Source organism: Acetobacterium bakii (assembly GCF_001263355.1).
Taxonomy (GTDB): Bacteria; Bacillota; Clostridia; order Eubacteriales; family Eubacteriaceae; genus Acetobacterium; species Acetobacterium bakii.
This window is the reverse complement of the sequence record NZ_LGYO01000027.1, coordinates 93,309-110,458: the sequence shown is the minus strand read 5'-3', so window position 1 is coordinate 110,458 and position 17,150 is coordinate 93,309. Positions and strand designations below refer to the sequence as shown.

The following is a 17,150-nucleotide window of genomic DNA, read 5'->3' as shown; positions in this document are numbered from 1 at the left end:
TTATTTTACCAGTGCGTACATGCACGAATCCATGGCTTTTCCATTTTTAAAGATGCTTTTTTTGAAAATGCCTTCCAACTGGAATCCTGCTTTTTCCAGCGCTTTTCGGGCGCCTTTATTTTCTGCAAATGGCCTGACGTAAATCCTAAACATATCAAAATCCTTAAAACCGATGTCGCAGACTTGAACAATGGCTTCGGTCATGATGCCTTTTCCCCAAAATGGTTCGCCTAACCAGAACCCCAGTTCCCCGCTTTTGCAGCTGACATCCTCCTGCATGAGCAGACTGATGGAACCCACTGCGGAATCAGCAATAACAATGGCTTTATTCAGCTGTTTTCTTTTGTTCAGATGAATACTTTTTGTAATGAAAAGATGGGCGTCATCCAGGGTGTAGGGGTATGGAAAGGTGTTTCTTAAATTCCCGGCAACCTTTGGATTATTTGCATAGGGTACAATACTCTCTGCGTCGTTTAATTTCCAATCTCTTAATTTAAATTCCATTTTCATGACCTCTTTTTTTAGATTTTCAAATCAGTTAATCATTAATCTTTCAGTTTAAATTTCTAGGATAATCCGATGATTTCACCGTCTTCGGTGATATCCATTCCGTTGGCAGCCGGTACTTTTGGAAGACCCGGCATGGTCATAATCGATCCGGTGATAGCCACAACAAATCCGGCGCCTGCAGATAATCGCACTTCTTTCACATGAATCTTAAAGTCCTTTGGTGCTCCTAATAAAGCGGCGTCATCAGAAAATGAGTATTGGGTTTTTGCCATACAAACCGGCAGATGATCAAATCCCAGTGTCACTATCTCTTCCAATTGGTTTTTAGCTTCTGGTGTGAATATAACTCCATCTGCCCGATAAATTTCCCGTGCAATGGTTTCGATTTTTTCTTCAAGTGGCAGTTCCAATGAATAGAGCGGCTCAAATTGGGATGGCCCCATTTCACAGAGCTTCACCACTTCATTGGCTAATTCAACGCCCCCTTCGCCCCCTTGTGAAAACACATCAGACAGCACGACGTTTACAGCTTCGCTGGAGCAAGCCTGTCGTATGGCTTCAAATTCCGCCTCCGTATCGGTTGGAAATTTATTAATGGCAACCACCACCGGTACCTTGAATTTTTTTAGATTCTCTAAATGCTGAACCAGATTGGCGCTTCCGATTTTCACAGCGGTTACATTTTCTTCTGACAGCTTTGTTTTTTCTATTCCACCGTTCATCTTAAGAGCGCGAACCGTTGCAACAATAACCACGGCGTTGGGTTTCAGCTCTGCATAGCGGCATTTAATGTTAAAGAATTTTTCCGCACCCAGATCCGCCCCAAAGCCTGCTTCGGTGACCACGTAATCCGCCAGTTTCAGGGCTGTTTTAGTAGCCAGCACCGAGTTGCATCCATGGGCAATATTCGCAAAAGGGCCGCCGTGAATAAAGGCCGGGGTATTTTCAAGTGTTTGTACCAGATTTGGTTTAATGGCGTCTTTCAGTAAAAGAGCCATGGCTCCTGTAGCTTCCAAATCCTTCGCCGTAACAGCTTCTCCGGCTACATCATAGGCAACAATCATTCGGGATAAACGATCTTTTAAATCCGTCAGACTTGAGGCCAGACACAAAATAGCCATAATTTCCGAAGCCACCGTAATGTCAAAACCGGTTTCTCGTTCGACCCCGTTGGCCTTGCTTCCCTGGCCTACGGTAATGTTTCGAAGGGCACGATCATTCATATCCACAACTCGACGCCAGACAATCCGATTCAGATCGATTTGCAGGGCATTGCCTTGGTGAAGATGGTTATCCAGCAATGCGGCCAGAAGACTGTGGGCAGATGTGATGGCATGAAAATCTCCGGTAAAATGAAGGTTGATATCTTCCATTGGGATAACCTGAGCGTATCCGCCGCCTGCTGCGCCGCCTTTAACCCCAAAGCAGGGTCCCAGCGAGGGTTCTCTCAGAGTGGTAATGGTTTTCTTCCCAATTTTATTAAGAGCCATTGAAAGACCGACATTGGTCGTGGTTTTTCCTTCCCCGGCAGGGGTGGGATTGATGGCTGTTACCAGCACTAATTTACCATCCGGCTTTGCCTGGTTTTCTTTTAAGACAGATAGAGACACCTTTGCTTTATGGTTTCCGTAGAGCTCGAGTTTTTCACCTGTGATTCCCAATTTTTCGGCTACTGCTGCAATTGGATTTAGTGTGGCTTCCTGTGCGATCTGTACATCTGTTTTCATAATTTAATTCTCCGCTTTCTTCTTAATAAAATTTTGTTGCTATTTATTTTTTGTTGTGGCGATTTTATTCAACGGTTCTGATTCTCATTTTCCAATATTTCCAACTTCTTTTTATTTCTCCTTTCTTTTTTTATCCCTGCTTTTACAATATAATTTGCGGGAAGAATTCGTTTACACACATGTATATATATTTGATCCAAGGTTACCACCCTTTCTCTAAAATGTCAATATTTTTTCTTTTTGGAGCAATATAGTATACTTTGTTGTTCGTTAATTATCAAACGATGTATTAATAAGTAATATTTTGTTATATATTTAACGAAATATTAAAATATGCATCAGATTTTCTATGATGTTAGTAAATATTTTATACTAGTAAAATAATACTACTTTCGTTAATAATAGAAAAAATATAAATATCCGATATTAACAGGCTATGGAAGGCTGGCTTTAATGAAGTGAATTTTATTTTTTTCTGAGAATAAATATGAATATTGTCAGGGTTATAATGACAATTCAAACTTTTATGGTCGTCAGTGTACTATGCAAAAAAAAGTGATGGAATACCTATAATAGGTATTCCATCACTTCAGACTTCAGTCAAACTGGAAATATCGATCCGAGGACAATAGTAAAATCAGAAATCTGCATCATTGCGAACTGGTGTTAGCCTTTATAAGCATGTGCCAGAACACGGTTTACTGTTGTCTCCAGGAAAGATTTTTCAAAATACTCTAGCAAAATATTTTGAACAGGTATTTCATCACATTTTTGTAAATTAATAAAATTCATTAATTTGAGCATCATTAGTGGATTTTGCAATCTCATCAAAAATGAACATTTAAAATAGCATTGATTATTGAAGGTTGCCTTTTACTCCACCACACTTTGGATTTCCAGATTCACTTACTCTTTCCGCTGGGCGGAAATTTCCATCAAAAAATGGCCAATATAAAATAAATTAAATTAATTATTTTTTTTAAATTAAAAGATTCATATAAAAATCAAAGGTTTCCTTACTGAAACGTTCAAAATTTGTCTGGGCAAAATCCGGAGTTAATGGATATTTTTCTTTAAATTCATCCCAATTGAATAAGTATTGAGACTGGGGTTTGGGAACAATGGTCTCATCGAATACGAATCCTTCACTGTTAAGAGGTGTGCCGAAAGCTTCTCCGGCGTTATCATATGTCGCATAATCCCGAACAAATTCAGTTAATGCTGCCAATGATTCTAAATTAACTTCTTTCAGGGTCAGTGGATTTTTATCGAATCCAAACATATAACCACCGCCGGGAAGCATAATATCCAGAAATTTTTTGGCCCGGTCCACAATCTCAACCGGTGTATCGGTTTTAAGGGAACTGCATGGGAATAAACCGGTGATCATGAATTTTTTACCCAGTTTATCTTTAATAGTTTGGGGGTCACCGTATTCAAAGGCTAATTGTGAACCTGCAGGGATTTCAGATAATAAGATATCCAGATACCGGCTCCAATCAGATTCGCAGAACATGTTTGGTCTGACGCCACAGGCAGCAAACTGCTGCAGCATGGTTTTATAGGAAGGCATCCATATTTCTGAAAAATCTTTTTCCCGCATAAAAGTCGGCATATGAAGGGGTATAAATACATTACCTTCGGGGTGGGGATTCGCTGGCATTCCCCAATGAAACAATAACGGCATCACTGCATCGGCGGCTTCTTGCAGCTGGGTTTTATGTCGTCGGATATCCATACTGATGCCCGAGAAACTGCGCAGCTGATCGGCGATAAAGTCAATGGGAGCTTCGGTAAAATTAAAGGAACCGAATGGGGCTCCTCCATAATAACCCTGGGTTTGAATCAATTCCAAAAAGGTTGGAAGAAAGGACATTTCATCATTTTGCAGGGCCAGTTTTCCCATTTGGATGGCAGTGGCCATTTTGATAGGATTTTGAGGATCCAGATTTTTGTGCTGTCTCGGGATAACGGTTTCCACCAGAAAATCAAAAGGTTTTTCGATTAATTGGGGGTATTCGTCAGCCTCCATTCCCACTACTTCGGGATGCTGGACAAAACCGCCTTTTCCCATAACAAAAGACTGAGATCCGTACAATTGATACATGGAAGGGGTTCTGGATAAAAGAAAATTAGCCGGAAGTACCGGACAGCCATCAGAATAAATTTTGCCACAAAGTTCTTTTGCCGGTTTGGCAAGTCTGGAATAATCAAATTGGTAATCAAACAAATTCTGTCCGTCATATTCTGCTAATAAATGGGTTGGGAACGTGACGCCAATTGGCATTCTGTCGGGAATAATATTTGTGTAATAATCACTGTATAGTTTTCCGCGTTCCTGTTGTAGTTTAAAAACATCACTCATGGTTTTTTCCTCCAGTAAATTTTGTATTATTTAACGTTTTCATTTATAGCCATATCATAGCAAATAAAAAAGAACCAAACTATCTCTTAAAAGACATTCAGCACTTTTATTTGTAAAACTTTAATTATTTAAGAATATTTACACTTCTTTTGAGCAATATCCCCTTAGCTTTTCCATGTTTAGAATAATAATCTTATTTCTTTGCGTTTTAAGCACTTTTTCGTTTCTGAGAATCCGCAAATATTTTGCCACGTTGCCCCGATTTAAGCCGACAATTTCCTGAATGGCGTTTTGAGATAAAAGAATACTATTATCATGATTTTTTGTATTATCCAGGTAGATGTAAAAGAAATTGCAGATCTTTTCCATGCCGGTGGAAAACATCTGATTGGCAAGTTCCTGACTGTTTAAGGTAACTAATTTGATATAGGCCTGATACATGGCAATATTCAGCTCTGGGTTGCTATTGATATACCGGTCGAAAGTATTACGATTAAAGACATAAACTTCTAGTTCCGAAATAGCTGTAAATGCTGTGGATCGCATAATAAATAAATCTCCGGGGAAATACAAAGGCGCCAGATAACCTTTTCCATAAAAAGAGGAGGTTTTAACATTCCCGGATTCATGTAAAACTGAGGCAGACATGGTCCCATTTAAAATATAGTACATTTCATCCATGGGTTCCCCAAAGGCATTAACCGGTTCACCTATTTTGTATTGGCGTACCTTATGCTCAATTTTTGAGAAGTAATCTTCGAATTTAGAAAAATCATCGGAAAAATAATACTGTAATTCCATTTATTAGCCCCTTAGGTTCTTAGTGTGGCAACAATTCGATCGCTTTTTAAAAGCAAATCGATGGCATCGATTGGATTGTTCACAATGATATCTGCAGTAAGCATTGATTTTATATAGCATCCCTCTTTCCCCATAACAATAATTGAAAGAGCGCTTTTTTCAAACATTAAACGATCGTTTCTGCCGTTTCCAATCGCAATGGTTGTCTCCGGTCCAATTTTTTCCACAAAGTTCATTTTTTTCTCTGATATATTCGCATTGCTGAAAATTTCCATTTTAACCGGCAAGTCCCGGCACTGATCGCCTGCGGTACCAAAGGTATTTGCGGTCAGGATATAAATATTAGCTAGATTTGCCAGTTTCACTAATCTTTCGCTTACCCCTGGGACTAAAATACCGTCCGCAGCTAAGGTTCCATTAAAATCAAAGGTCACACTTTTCACTTGAATGGTTTCATAACCCGGTATATCTAATATAATCATTTTTCTCCTCCTGAATTGCTAAGACCTCATTTTTATTCAAATAATGCTTTCATTTATTATAATCCTTTCTGTCCCATTATGCCATTAATTATTTAATAGCCAATTCGAAATTTAATTGTATTTTAAAAAAAGGTGTTCGAATTCATGAATGAATTCGAACACCTTTTAATATAGTTTATTCCTGGGTCAAGTTCGTAGTGCAATGTGGACATCGCTGCGCTTTTATCGGAATTTCAGTATAGCAATATGGGCAGGTTTTGATGTGCACTTCTGCCACTTTTTTTGTTTTTTTCAATCCCGCTACCTGATTGACGACTTTCATAAGGAAAAATATCACAAAAGCCATAATCACAAAATTAATCACCGCAGTTAAAAAAGAGCCGTATCGAATCTCAACACCAAAAATCGATAATACCAAATTGCTTAAATCGGTTTGCACAAACAGTCCGAGTATCGGAGAAATAATGTCGTCGGTCAGAGACTTTACCACGCTTTGAAATGCGGCTCCGATGATGACCGCTATGGCGAGGTCCATCACATTTCCGCGGAGGGCAAATGTTCTAAATTCTTTTAATAAGTTCTTCATATTCAGCATCCTTCCTGATGTTTTACCTCAATTAATATATCCAAAACAAGCTGGACTGTCAAGGTATTTAAGAAAATCCACGGGTCTCTTAAGGTTCGAGATTCTTAAATAAGGGTGCTTTCCCAGGACCATACACTAGGATTGAAGCTGCCGTTTAGCGATGATTCTGTATCCGGCGACTGTCATTACTGCGATAATAAAGAAGCCAATGGCCGACAGCATAAACTTAAAACTAATACTGCCCCCGGCAATTGAATTGGATAAAGCATTCATAATAATTGGTGAGCTAAACATACCTAAACTCACCGATGCGGTAACAATGGCAATGGCTGTGGCCCGCATGCCTGCGTTAACCGCACTTGCGGCGACAAAAGTGCCGGCAGGCATAATGGTGGCCATACCAAAGCCCATACAAATGGCGGCAACAAAGAAAACAGGCAGTGTTCCAACAGAAAAAATTAAAAACATCCCTATTCCTGAAACCAATAGTGCGACGGGAATGGTTAAATCCTTTAACACTCTTTGGAACCGTCCGAATAATATACCAGTGACCATCCCTGCCGCGGACATGGAGGTATTAATCAGACCACTGGTGGATGCATCGCCGTACCCATTGCTGAAAACTAATAGCGCAATGTTTGTCTGGTAAACAAATAAAAAGGTTCCATAAAGAAACATCACTAAGGCTGTAAAAAAAACGGTTGCATTGAGCTTGCCGCTTTTCTCGGCATGATCCTCTTCTTGTGCAGATGGGGCATCCTTGGGAAGGGTTCTATTAATGATAATAAGAACCGGTATAAATGCCAGATAAACAAGATAGGAGTAATTCCATTGAATTCCTGCCAGTATCCCCGAAGTAAAAACAAGAACCATGCTACCACCATTCACAACGGCGGACTGTAGACCCATCATGGCCCCACTTTCCTCACCCACAAAAAAATCGGCGATTAAAGCCATGGTCATGGTGGAGTTAATCCCCTGAGCGATTCCAATCAGGACACTAGAAAACAATAAAACCCCAATGCTCATTGACCCGAAGATAAGGGCAATCATCCCTCCTGCTAATCCGCAGAAGAGGCCAAACATGACAAGGCTTTTTTTGGGAATCCGCATTGACAGCGGCCCGGATGCAAATGCAAAAAAAACGGCTAAGAGTGCGGGTATGGTTAGTACCATTTGAATAATGGATTCATCAACCCCAACAAAGTGGGCTTGAATATCAGCCAACACGGCTGAAGCAGTCATCGAAATCATCAGTAAAGACGAAATCGATAAAATAGCTAATTTAATTCTTTTTCTGTCCAATGTATCCTCTTTCTTTTTATCGATTACAAGTAATTACTAAAACAAGCTGCTGATAAATTCATTGTATGATAATAACAAATATTACAGCGGAAAGCAAACAATACCTGGTTAAAATATTTAAAAGAATTGCAGTTTCCATATAATCCAATATAAACAGAGGCAGCCCCTAAACTTAGACTACCTCTGATATGCTTTATTCATGCCACTTTTCTTACAGGGCTTTTACTAGAATTTCCTCTAATTCCCAATAGGTCAATTCAATGGGGTTACCTTTCATACTGCTGGAAGCCACTGATTTTTCGATGATCATTGGAAATTCGCTGACGGTCAAACCAAAGCTCGACAGGGTTGGGACTTTAAGATACTTACACAATTCATGGATCCAGAGAACCCCATCCATAGCTGTTGCTTTTTGATTGCCCGTGAGAATCTGGGCAACCTCATCGTAACGTTTCAATGCCGCACTATGAGGATCCCGCACAGTGATGGATTTCACATTAATTTTGATAGCATAAGGCAATAATGTTGCGCAAATTACCCCATGAGGGATGGTTACCATACCGCCGATAACCCCGGCAAAACCATGAACCACCCCCAGCTTGGCATTGGCAAGAGCTAATCCTCCAAAGAGACTGGTAATGGCCATATCTTCCCGGGCGTTCATATCCGTCCCATCATCATAGGCTTTCTTTAAAGATCGTGCTGCTCGTCGCAAACCCTCACGACAAAAAGCATCGGTGATGGGGTTGGCGAACTTTGAAACAAAAGGCTCTAGGACCTGGATCAATGCATCCAGACCGGTGCTGGCAGTGACGTCCGGCGGTACACTAATGGTTAATTCCGGATCCAGTAAAACAATTTCCGGCAACATAAATTGGCTTCGCAAACTCACCTTGACCTTATTTTCGATTGAACTTAAAACTGCATTTTTGGTAACCTCTGCCCCGGTGCCTGAGGTAGTGGGAATCTCTATACATGGAGCTGAAGGCATCTTGAGTTTCCGTCCCGCCCCAATGACTTCCAGGTATTCAATGATTTCCCCGGGATTCTTAAGCATGGCAGCAATGACTTTGCCGGTGTCCATTGCACTTCCACCGCCAAACCCTATGACACTGTCACACATTTCTTTTCGGGCCAGTTCCAAGCCTTCTTTCAATCCTTCCACCGAGGGTTCGCCCTGAACCATCAGCACAACCGGGGTTATGCCTTCTTTTTGTAAATAACCCATCACTTTTTTAGTTTCATCCATAGACATGCCCGAAGAAAGAAGAACTCTATTTCCAAATTCCTTTGCTAATTTACCGATTTTCGCAATGCCCCCGGTTTCAAAAATAATCCGATTGGCAGTCATAAATTCGAAATTCATTTTTACTTCCTTTCTTAACAATAAAATTTTTATCGGTTCGGTTTCCTGAAACCACATTGATTTTTTTACCACCTTTTTAGTACCTCTATTAAAAAATGGCAACTGTTTTTAAATGCCATAGGTGGCTTGGAACCCTTCCTTCACAGCATCAAAAATATTTCTGGGGTTAACCGCATCGCCGATGACGGAAAAGGGGATATTAATTTTTTCCAGTTCCTTGATCAGTCCATTATTGGAATGGTAGCCTACCGCCACCACCACAGAATCCATATTTTTGATGCGTTCTTTTTTCATCACAACCGAGCGTTTTCGTACTTTAATCACTTTCTGATCTACCAGTATTTGGATTCTGGTCTGACTGATCCGTGAGGCCAGGCTTGTTTTTAAAGTCGGTGATAAATCAGAAAGAATGTCCTTACCCATCTCAATAACGACGACATCTTTATCCTGGGCATTAAGGAGTTCAGCGGTTTCAATCCCCACCGAACCGCCGCCAATGATCACCACATTTTTTCCAACTACTTTGCGTCCCAAAAGAACATCCTCGGCCAGAACTACATGGTCATAGCCAATCCCCGGAATCTTCGGGATGGTTGGGGATGAACCCATAGCCAAAATAACCAGGTCCGGAGCTTCACGGAGGATATGTTCCATGGTTACCTCAGTATTGAAATTAATGGGAATCCGATTTTTTTTGAGCATCGTTGAGAGATACTCAACCACTTCGATCATTTCAGATTTGTAGGGAGATTTGGTTCCCGCCAGGAGATTGCCTCCGAGACGATCGGTTTTCTCATATAAGGTTACCGCATGATTTTTCACCGCACCAATAAAGGCTGCCTCCATGCCCCCTGGACCTCCTCCGACAACCATGATTTTTTTCCTTGTCAAAGTTGGCAGGGCTAAATCATATTCCGACTCATGTCCGGTTAATGGGTTATATTTGCATGAAATACAAATCCCGCTCATTAGCGCACTCATACAGTGGTTACAACTTAAACAGCCGCGTATTTCATCTCTATGCCCGGTCTTAGCCTTATGATAAAAATCGGCATCGCAGATAAGGGCGCGGCCGGTAGCAACCATATCTGCTTTTCCCCTGCCGATGATATCATCGGCAAATTCAGGTGTCTTAATTCGATTGGCTACCATTACCGGTACTTTATTTTGGATGGTTTCCTTAATGATACTGGCATTGTCCACATAAACGCCTAAAATATCATCAGGTCCACTAATTATTTTACCCGAGGCGTAGGATCCGCCGGAAACATTAATTGCCGCAACCCCATGTTCAACCAGTGCCTTACAAAAATCCGATGTATCCACGATGGTCAGTCCGTCGGTTAAAAATTCTTCTGATGAAATCCGGTAAATTACCGGAAAATCTTCCCCCACCCGCAGGCGAACAGCATCCACAATTTCCAAAGGAAAACGGCGTCTGTTTTCCAGTGTGCCCCCGTATTTATCCATCCGGCGATTGCTGTTAGGCGACAAAAATTCATTCAACAGATACCCATGGGCACCATGCAATTCGACTGCATCGAAACCGCCTTCCTTGGCCCGCTCGGCAGCATCGGCAAATTCTTTTTCGATATCTTTTATCTCTTCTACACTCAGTGGATGAGGCATTGCCTGAATCACCGGGCAGGGAATAGCAGATGGTGCGACCACTTCCGTGCCGCTGTCCTGGGTATTGGCCTGCCGACCACCATGGTATAGCTGCAGGGCAATTTTTGCGCCATGTCGATGGACTTTGGCCGTGAGCCTTTTTAAACCTGGTATCAATGCGTCATTATCAATGCCGATTTGATTTGCAAACCCTTTGCCGCCCCTATTCACATAGGCGGCTTCGACAATGATCAGACCTACCCCGCCTTTGGCTCGGGCTTCATGATAGGCTACAAAACGGTCGGAAACCGAGCCGTCGGAATTGCAAAAGTTGGTCACCATTGCAGGCATTACACCACGGTTTTTAATTTGGAGCGTGCCAATGGAAATGGCTTTAAACAAATTTTCATACATCAATTTGGTCCTCCTTAATTTGGGAGCTGCTTTAGCTTTTTATTGTTTCAATAATAATGCTAATTGACAGAAACACAAAAAACCCTGCCCGGATGAATGGATAGGGTTTTTATGGTGATCTAAGCACGAGTAATTAAATCAAAAGACGTCAACGATGCCAAACCCCCAGAGCCTTTCATGACCGAAAGTCAATAGTTACACTAGGTTATTTATCCAATCTTTATGAGTTTAAACAGCTTCTGACAATAATAGGCCATCACACTTTCCATTTTTGCTTTTTATGAGCTAAATACCTGGAACGTTGTCAGTCAGCAAAAATATCAACAGACTGCCTGATAGTGAATCAGGTTTTGCACACAAAAAATGCTAAAACCGATTTCACACTTTCACATGCAAAACCGGCTCTAGCTTTTAATCTCAGACGTCATCCGTTTTGGACCTACCTCTTCTGATTTCATCAAAAATCTTCTTTTTCAATCTCCTAATGTAACCTCACACTTAACTTCCTGAGAAACTCTCAATTTTCTTATCAAGATTATTTCTTGCATCAATCATTATTTTCCAGCTCATCCTTTGAATTGCTTGTTAAATCTTAAAATATTTCATTCACTCCAGTTATAGTTCTTCATCTGGATCTGATATGGAATTCTTTTAGTCTGGAGAACACGATCTGCCAAACCTGGGAATTCATTTTTTGATTAATCGACATTTCACTGAATCAACCTTCCGTAACATCGATAAAGTCCTTTTCCCAATCTTACTCATTTCAGAGAAACCTGCTCTTACGTTCAAAGCTTTTCTCCATCCATCAATTGTATTAAGATTATCAGTTAAGAAATGATCAAGTTGATCTTTAATGTAATTATATTATAGCGCTGTTTTTCCAATAGTAAATAGATATCATGTAAACGTTTGTCACAGTTTTGTATACATGATAAATTGGCTCTGCTATGCTATTTTATTTATTATTAGATGCTAACGCAATTAAGGATTTTTTAAGGGTGACCCACATGATCCATACTTGGATAAATATCATTTAAAACACTATCAGGGTAGGTTTTATCTAAAAATTCTCCAATAGCACCACTTGAGGGAATGTTGTTTACGCGTTGATCCCAGCGAGTTACCGCTAACAGCGAGATTGTCAGATTAAAGATCATTAAAATAACGAAGATCCAGGTTAGGGGTATCCCAATTTTGAGCGGTGTTTTTTCAATAAACATGGATATTAATGGATCAATTTTTTTCACCCATAAAAGACCTAACACGCCCCAATAAAATGACTGCAGCAGATTGGTACGCCCGTATAAATTGTAGGGCAGATGCTGAAATTGCCAGGAAACCGTTCCGGTTACGAATTCCTGGAGATAACTCATAAAAAACTCAAATCCCCCGCCCAGAACCATGCTTAAAATAAAAATAATATACCATTGCTTATTGAAAACAGGATGAAGCGCTAGGGTAAGAAAAACCGCACCAAAACCATAAACCGGATTAAACGGGCCATAGATAACGCCCTTGGAAGTTTCAATGAAACCAGTAGTTATTAAGAAAAAAAGTGTTTCCAAACCGACACCAAAAACACAGCCAGTCATAAAAACCCAAAACAACTTATAAAAGGTAATGCCAGAGACGAATGATCTTTCCCGCATTTTTTTCATAGCTATTTCCATTCCTTTCTGTGGATATATTGGGGATTGGAATGCAATAAAGCAAATCTATTCATTTTTGGGATTGCTTATCACCATTGGTTGGATGCAAAGCATCAACCATTCCCTAATTACCTTTATACCCAAAATATTTCAATTTCGTTTTAAAAATTAAAAATTTCGGGTTTCCGCTGAATTTGAAACGTTCGTAGGTTTAATATCTACTTATTGCTGTCATCAAACTGTTTACTTGAAAAACACCTTTTTCAATCTGAATAATCTGACCAATTTATCACCATCCGTCAGATTAATAAAGGACCCAAAGAGAATAAAAATCAGTCCGAAAAGAATGTTGCCGGTGATCGCCTCTCCCAAGATAAAAAAGGCGAAGATCGGGGCCACCATGGGCTTAATAAAAAACGCCACGGAGGCTGTGGAGGGCCCGGCACTTTCCACAGCTTTCAAATAAAAATAATAGCCAACACCTGTGACAAATACACCTATGTAAACTAATAATGGCATGGTTTCCATACTCACACCGGCCAGAACCGGTCTTCCGGTAAGCACAAGCATAACTAGCAGAGTGGCGGAACCCATTAAAAAACTGAAACTGTTCTGGGCCAGTCCCCCGATTTTGCCAATCCGCTTTTTACCAAATGCGGTATAGAATCCGAAGGAAATAGCGGCTGCCAGAGTCATAAGTAAATACCAGACATTATTTTCTCCGGAAAAAAGTTTAGTCGGACTCATGACGATAATCAGCCCAATGATACTTATTCCAAGTGCAAAAGCTTTTTTTCTGGTAAATTTCTCATGCACCAAAAAGTGAGCAAAAACCATGGTAAACACCGGGTTAATGGAGAAGATCATCGCCGCAAGACTGGCATTGATACCCATTAGTCCTATTTGAAACAAGACCATGGAAAAACAAATGCACACAAATCCCAGGGTAAACAGATAACCGATATCCCCTTTGGTGAATTTCACCTGTCGTTTCTTTAAATCATGGAGGGCAAAAGGCAGCAACATCAATCCCCCGATTAAAAAACGGATAAATGTCAACTGGATGGGATCAAAGGACGCACCTCCGATTTTCAGGGCAACCTCCATAGACCCAAACAGCATCCCCGTTAAAAACACATAAATATAGATTTTCTTCATGATAACTCCTCGGTTTATTTATTAAATGATGCTTTACTTACTTCATCAATTAAAGCCCCATTTTATTTTGCAACAGTTTTTATTATATCAATTAATCTGGTTCCTCACCAAATTTAATTAGTATAACCTTTTCTATCACATTATTCCTTTCCCTCACCTCTAGCTTTTAGCTATTGCTGATAATCCCCAACAAAAAAAGTAAGTCCTAGCGAAAATGATAACATCAGTTGTATGCATCAAGGCGAACAGGCATAGCCTGTACGATCTTGCAGCACACAACGATTTATCATTGTCGCTAGGACGATTCTTTCAGTCAAACTAAATTTACAAGTTACTGTATGATGGCCTGGCCTTCACACCATTGGGTGATTGTTTTTTCATTTGAATATTGATACAAATTTACGGTGTCAATGGCCGAATCGGTTTTTGCCTGGGTTATCACCACAAAGGTCATGGTTGGATATCCCGGGTTTCGATCGATCCATGTGCCGGAGTTGGCATAGATTGTTTTTTCGCCAGCCGGATTGGTTCGCGGCAGAACACGGCCCACATGGGTATGTCCGAAAACCACGATTCGTTTGGAGGCATCCAGATCAAAAAATTGATTTTGGGCCTGATCATCGGTAAAATCAAAGGTTGCTGCTTTGGCCAGGGCTTCAATATACGGAATTTTTACCTTTATACCATTGATTTCCTGGCGTTCGTCCCAGGTATCCTGCATGTTTTTATATAATTTAACATCAATTACACCCGCTTCATTTTCGTATGGAAAGAGATCGTTAATGGCATAGGTTTCTGTAAAACCGTCAATGTTGGTTTTAATGAGCTTTTCCGCTGAGTTTTCATAAACCGGCAGCAATTCCATAACACCCTGCCAAATTCGCCATAACACATAGTAACCAAATTGGCTGACATCGGTTTGATCTGGTGGATTCACAATCGGGAAAGTATTTGTGGTATCTTTGGGCTGCCCTTCTCTCAGGGAGTTAGTTGCGATGCGTGTGAAGAAATAACCGGGTGGCAGAATCGAAGTAGTATTTTTGGTAATCTCACGGTTTGAGATGGGATCAGGAGTACAAAAAATATTCCAGCGATGGCCATGTTCAATGGCGATTTCCGAATTTTTACCAGTGACATAGGTTCCGAGACCTTGGTTCTCATCCCTTGCCTGGTTGATCCCTGGTAAAATTCGGGCAACATCGGCTTCGGTTAACAGAATATCATGGTTTCCCGGAACATAGGTAACTTTGATGTCTCCAGCTTGGATAATGTCATTGAAGGCATTCACAATAACATGATTGTTTGCGGCAACCCCATCAAAAAATTCATCCTGGGTATCCGGAAGGTCGTATTCCATGGGTAAAAACCAACCGTCAAACAGATCCCCTGTGATCACAAGTTCGCTGATATGAGGTGAGGTCTTCACCTGGTTTAAAAAGCTGGCCAGTGCCTGTTTATTGGCGACGGTTTCAGCAAAGGCATCGTCGATACCTAAATGTAAATCGCTGATGATCACAATCTGGGACCGTTCATTGTTCAGATCCGGAATATCCGTGAAATTAAAAAGGGTGTTCGTGGCAAAATAGCCCACATAGTCCTCGGCCAGAGTTGCTCCGGTTACGGCCTTCAGTTTGGAACTTATTTCGATTTTGTAGGCTTCTCCCCCGGTAAAGGTTCTGACCATCTGATTGTTGATCATAATGGTATTTTTATCATCACAATCAATTTGGAAACTGATGGTTTCTTTAACCAAGGCACCATCCCTTTTGATTGTGTAAAGCGCCACTGAATCGGAAACTGTTTTGACATCCAATTGTTCATTGAATGTCAGTGTGATTGTCTGGATCCGGTCATTCATCGGCGGCTGTTTCGCCGAATTGGACATGAAAACATTGGATGTAAATGTCATGACACCAACCATTGGCTCATTGTTATCTTTCATTATAAACTCTCCTTGTTGATTTGCGTTTTGTAGATAGCGAAACGAGTATATCTCAGCTTAACAGAAGGATTAATGGAAGTCTATTTCTTTTTTAAAGAACAGTCTGAAAGTAGCCGTATTCGAACCATTCAGACTATTCATCATTTCTTTATATGACAATCCCATCGATTTGAGGATTAATTTTTTCTTCCCCGGCACATTCGCCGATACCGCCGCCAATTAATGCATAGGTTGCCTTCACTATGCCCTGTTTATTTTTGACGCGTTCCCCGATTGCCTGGTGAACTTTGTCACTGCCGTTAAGATCCGGTGAGACTTGAAAGGTAATAATGGTGACTGTCTTTCCCTGGAAATTCGCCTTTTTTAGAAATGCATTCATTGCCGGAACAGCATTGCTTGCCCAAATGGGCTGCATCAGGTAAATATCCGTCGCATCCTTTATTCCGTCCCAAGGACTTCCCTGCAGCTTGGAACCCATTTTCAAAAATGCCTGAAGAACGTTTCCTTTTCTCGCTTCGGTCAACTCAATTATTTTGCCGTTCAGTCGTTCGTTTAATCGCTTGGCTCCAATTTTTGTATTCCCGTCTTTTGAGAAAAATACAATGGCGGATTGGTTTTCATTATTCATTTGATTTTCTCCTTTCAAGATAAAAATTGGTAATTGCCATACTGCCGTGAGTTTCGCAACTACCTAGTATGCTAAAAATATTCGTCTTCTTTATCATGTAGAGAAATTATACCACTTAATTGCACTGTATGGAAGATATGGTGAAGATTTTTGGCAAAAAATAAACAATGCCACACATAGATTATGTGGCATTGTTTATTCTTGTTGTTTTTCAAACTAATTCCGAATAATTTCTATTTTATAACCATCAGGGTCGGTTATGAAATAGTAGCGGGGTTTCCCGTCGCCGCTGAGCCCCTTGGGTTCGGTGGGATTATAGCCCTTGGCTTTGTGATCAGCATGAGCGGTTTCAAGGTCATCCACCACTACCGCTAAGTGACCATAGGCGGTTCCCAGATCATAGGGAACGCCCTGCCCGTAATTGTAGGTGAGTTCAAGTTGATGACAATTGGGACTGCCATCTCCTAAAAATACCAGGGTAAACTCGTACTTCGGTTCATCACGCCTTTTTACCTCTTCAAAGCCCAATGCTTCTTTGTAAAATTCCAGGGAGTGGTCCAAATCAAGTACACGAATCATAGTATGTGCTATTTTAAATTTTCCCAT

At 40.7% G+C, this 17,150-nt stretch carries 14 protein-coding genes; all 14 read right to left on the bottom strand.

The annotated features are described in order from the left end of the window. The 14 genes from AKG39_RS11430 to AKG39_RS11365 all read right to left on the bottom strand — a co-directional run bounded on the left by AKG39_RS11430 (position 1) and on the right by AKG39_RS11365 (position 17,150). Positions 1-504, bottom strand: coding sequence for a GNAT family N-acetyltransferase (locus tag AKG39_RS11430; protein ID WP_050740529.1), 504 nt, complete (start codon positions 502-504; stop codon positions 1-3). Between the two features lie 62 nt (positions 505-566). Beyond that, entirely contained in the window at positions 567-2,237 is a 1,671-nt protein-coding gene (locus AKG39_RS11425) for a formate--tetrahydrofolate ligase (protein WP_050740528.1), read from the bottom strand. Positions 2,238-3,216: 979 nt separating this feature from the next. Further along, on the bottom strand, positions 3,217-4,602 hold the full coding sequence (locus tag AKG39_RS11420; protein WP_050740527.1) for a uroporphyrinogen decarboxylase/cobalamine-independent methonine synthase family protein: 1,386 nt from the start codon (positions 4,600-4,602) through the stop codon (positions 3,217-3,219). 138 nt (positions 4,603-4,740) lie between these two features. Then, positions 4,741-5,403 (bottom strand): Crp/Fnr family transcriptional regulator, encoded by a 663-nt coding sequence (locus tag AKG39_RS11415; protein ID WP_050740526.1) that lies wholly within the window; start codon positions 5,401-5,403, stop codon positions 4,741-4,743. An 11-nt stretch (positions 5,404-5,414) separates the two neighbouring features. Beyond that, positions 5,415-5,885, bottom strand: coding sequence for an HAD family hydrolase (locus AKG39_RS11410; protein WP_050740525.1), 471 nt, complete (start codon positions 5,883-5,885; stop codon positions 5,415-5,417). Between the two features lie 175 nt (positions 5,886-6,060). After that, positions 6,061-6,471: a large conductance mechanosensitive channel protein MscL gene (mscL, locus tag AKG39_RS11405; RefSeq protein ID WP_050740524.1), complete on the bottom strand. Its 411-nt coding sequence runs from the start codon at positions 6,469-6,471 to the stop codon at positions 6,061-6,063. Positions 6,472-6,606: 135 nt separating this feature from the next. Further along, entirely contained in the window at positions 6,607-7,776 is a 1,170-nt protein-coding gene (locus AKG39_RS11400) for an MFS transporter (RefSeq protein ID WP_050740523.1), read from the bottom strand. Between the two features lie 211 nt (positions 7,777-7,987). Continuing rightward, positions 7,988-9,142, bottom strand: a complete 1,155-nt coding sequence (locus AKG39_RS11395; protein WP_050740573.1) for an iron-containing alcohol dehydrogenase — start codon at positions 9,140-9,142, stop codon at positions 7,988-7,990. Between the two features lie 108 nt (positions 9,143-9,250). Beyond that, positions 9,251-11,164 carry an oxidoreductase gene (locus tag AKG39_RS11390; RefSeq protein ID WP_050740522.1) on the bottom strand — a complete coding sequence of 638 codons (1,914 nt, stop codon included), beginning with the start codon at positions 11,162-11,164 and terminating at the stop codon, positions 9,251-9,253. Between the two features lie 995 nt (positions 11,165-12,159). Next, positions 12,160-12,825, bottom strand: a complete 666-nt coding sequence (locus AKG39_RS11385) for a putative ABC transporter permease (RefSeq protein ID WP_242852600.1) — start codon at positions 12,823-12,825, stop codon at positions 12,160-12,162. A 234-nt stretch (positions 12,826-13,059) separates the two neighbouring features. Then, positions 13,060-13,974, bottom strand: coding sequence for a DMT family transporter (locus tag AKG39_RS11380; RefSeq protein ID WP_050740520.1), 915 nt, complete (start codon positions 13,972-13,974; stop codon positions 13,060-13,062). A 331-nt stretch (positions 13,975-14,305) separates the two neighbouring features. Next, complete coding sequence (locus AKG39_RS11375) at positions 14,306-15,916, bottom strand: metallophosphoesterase (protein WP_050740519.1); 1,611 nt, start codon at positions 15,914-15,916, stop codon at positions 14,306-14,308. Positions 15,917-16,064: 148 nt separating this feature from the next. Beyond that, complete coding sequence (locus AKG39_RS11370) at positions 16,065-16,544, bottom strand: hypothetical protein (RefSeq protein ID WP_050740518.1); 480 nt, start codon at positions 16,542-16,544, stop codon at positions 16,065-16,067. A gap of 216 nt (positions 16,545-16,760) precedes the next feature. Next, on the bottom strand, positions 16,761-17,150 hold the full coding sequence (locus AKG39_RS11365) for a VOC family protein (RefSeq protein WP_050740517.1): 390 nt from the start codon (positions 17,148-17,150) through the stop codon (positions 16,761-16,763).

Coding starts and splice junctions, on each gene's coding strand:
- AKG39_RS11430 (WP_050740529.1), bottom strand. CDS start 504: ATGGAATTTAAATTAAGAGATTGGAAATTAAACGACGCAGAGAGTATT.
- AKG39_RS11425 (WP_050740528.1), bottom strand. CDS start 2,237: ATGAAAACAGATGTACAGATCGCACAGGAAGCCACACTAAATCCAATT.
- AKG39_RS11420 (WP_050740527.1), bottom strand. CDS start 4,602: ATGAGTGATGTTTTTAAACTACAACAGGAACGCGGAAAACTATACAGT.
- AKG39_RS11415 (WP_050740526.1), bottom strand. CDS start 5,403: ATGGAATTACAGTATTATTTTTCCGATGATTTTTCTAAATTCGAAGAT.
- AKG39_RS11410 (WP_050740525.1), bottom strand. CDS start 5,885: ATGATTATATTAGATATACCGGGTTATGAAACCATTCAAGTGAAAAGT.
- mscL (WP_050740524.1), bottom strand. CDS start 6,471: ATGAAGAACTTATTAAAAGAATTTAGAACATTTGCCCTCCGCGGAAAT.
- AKG39_RS11395 (WP_050740573.1), bottom strand. CDS start 9,142: ATGAATTTCGAATTTATGACTGCCAATCGGATTATTTTTGAAACCGGG.
- AKG39_RS11390 (WP_050740522.1), bottom strand. CDS start 11,164: ATGTATGAAAATTTGTTTAAAGCCATTTCCATTGGCACGCTCCAAATT.
- AKG39_RS11385 (WP_242852600.1), bottom strand. CDS start 12,825: ATGAAAAAAATGCGGGAAAGATCATTCGTCTCTGGCATTACCTTTTAT.
- AKG39_RS11380 (WP_050740520.1), bottom strand. CDS start 13,974: ATGAAGAAAATCTATATTTATGTGTTTTTAACGGGGATGCTGTTTGGG.
- AKG39_RS11375 (WP_050740519.1), bottom strand. CDS start 15,916: ATGAAAGATAACAATGAGCCAATGGTTGGTGTCATGACATTTACATCC.
- AKG39_RS11370 (WP_050740518.1), bottom strand. CDS start 16,544: ATGAATAATGAAAACCAATCCGCCATTGTATTTTTCTCAAAAGACGGG.
- AKG39_RS11365 (WP_050740517.1), bottom strand. CDS start 17,150: ATGGGAAAATTTAAAATAGCACATACTATGATTCGTGTACTTGATTTG.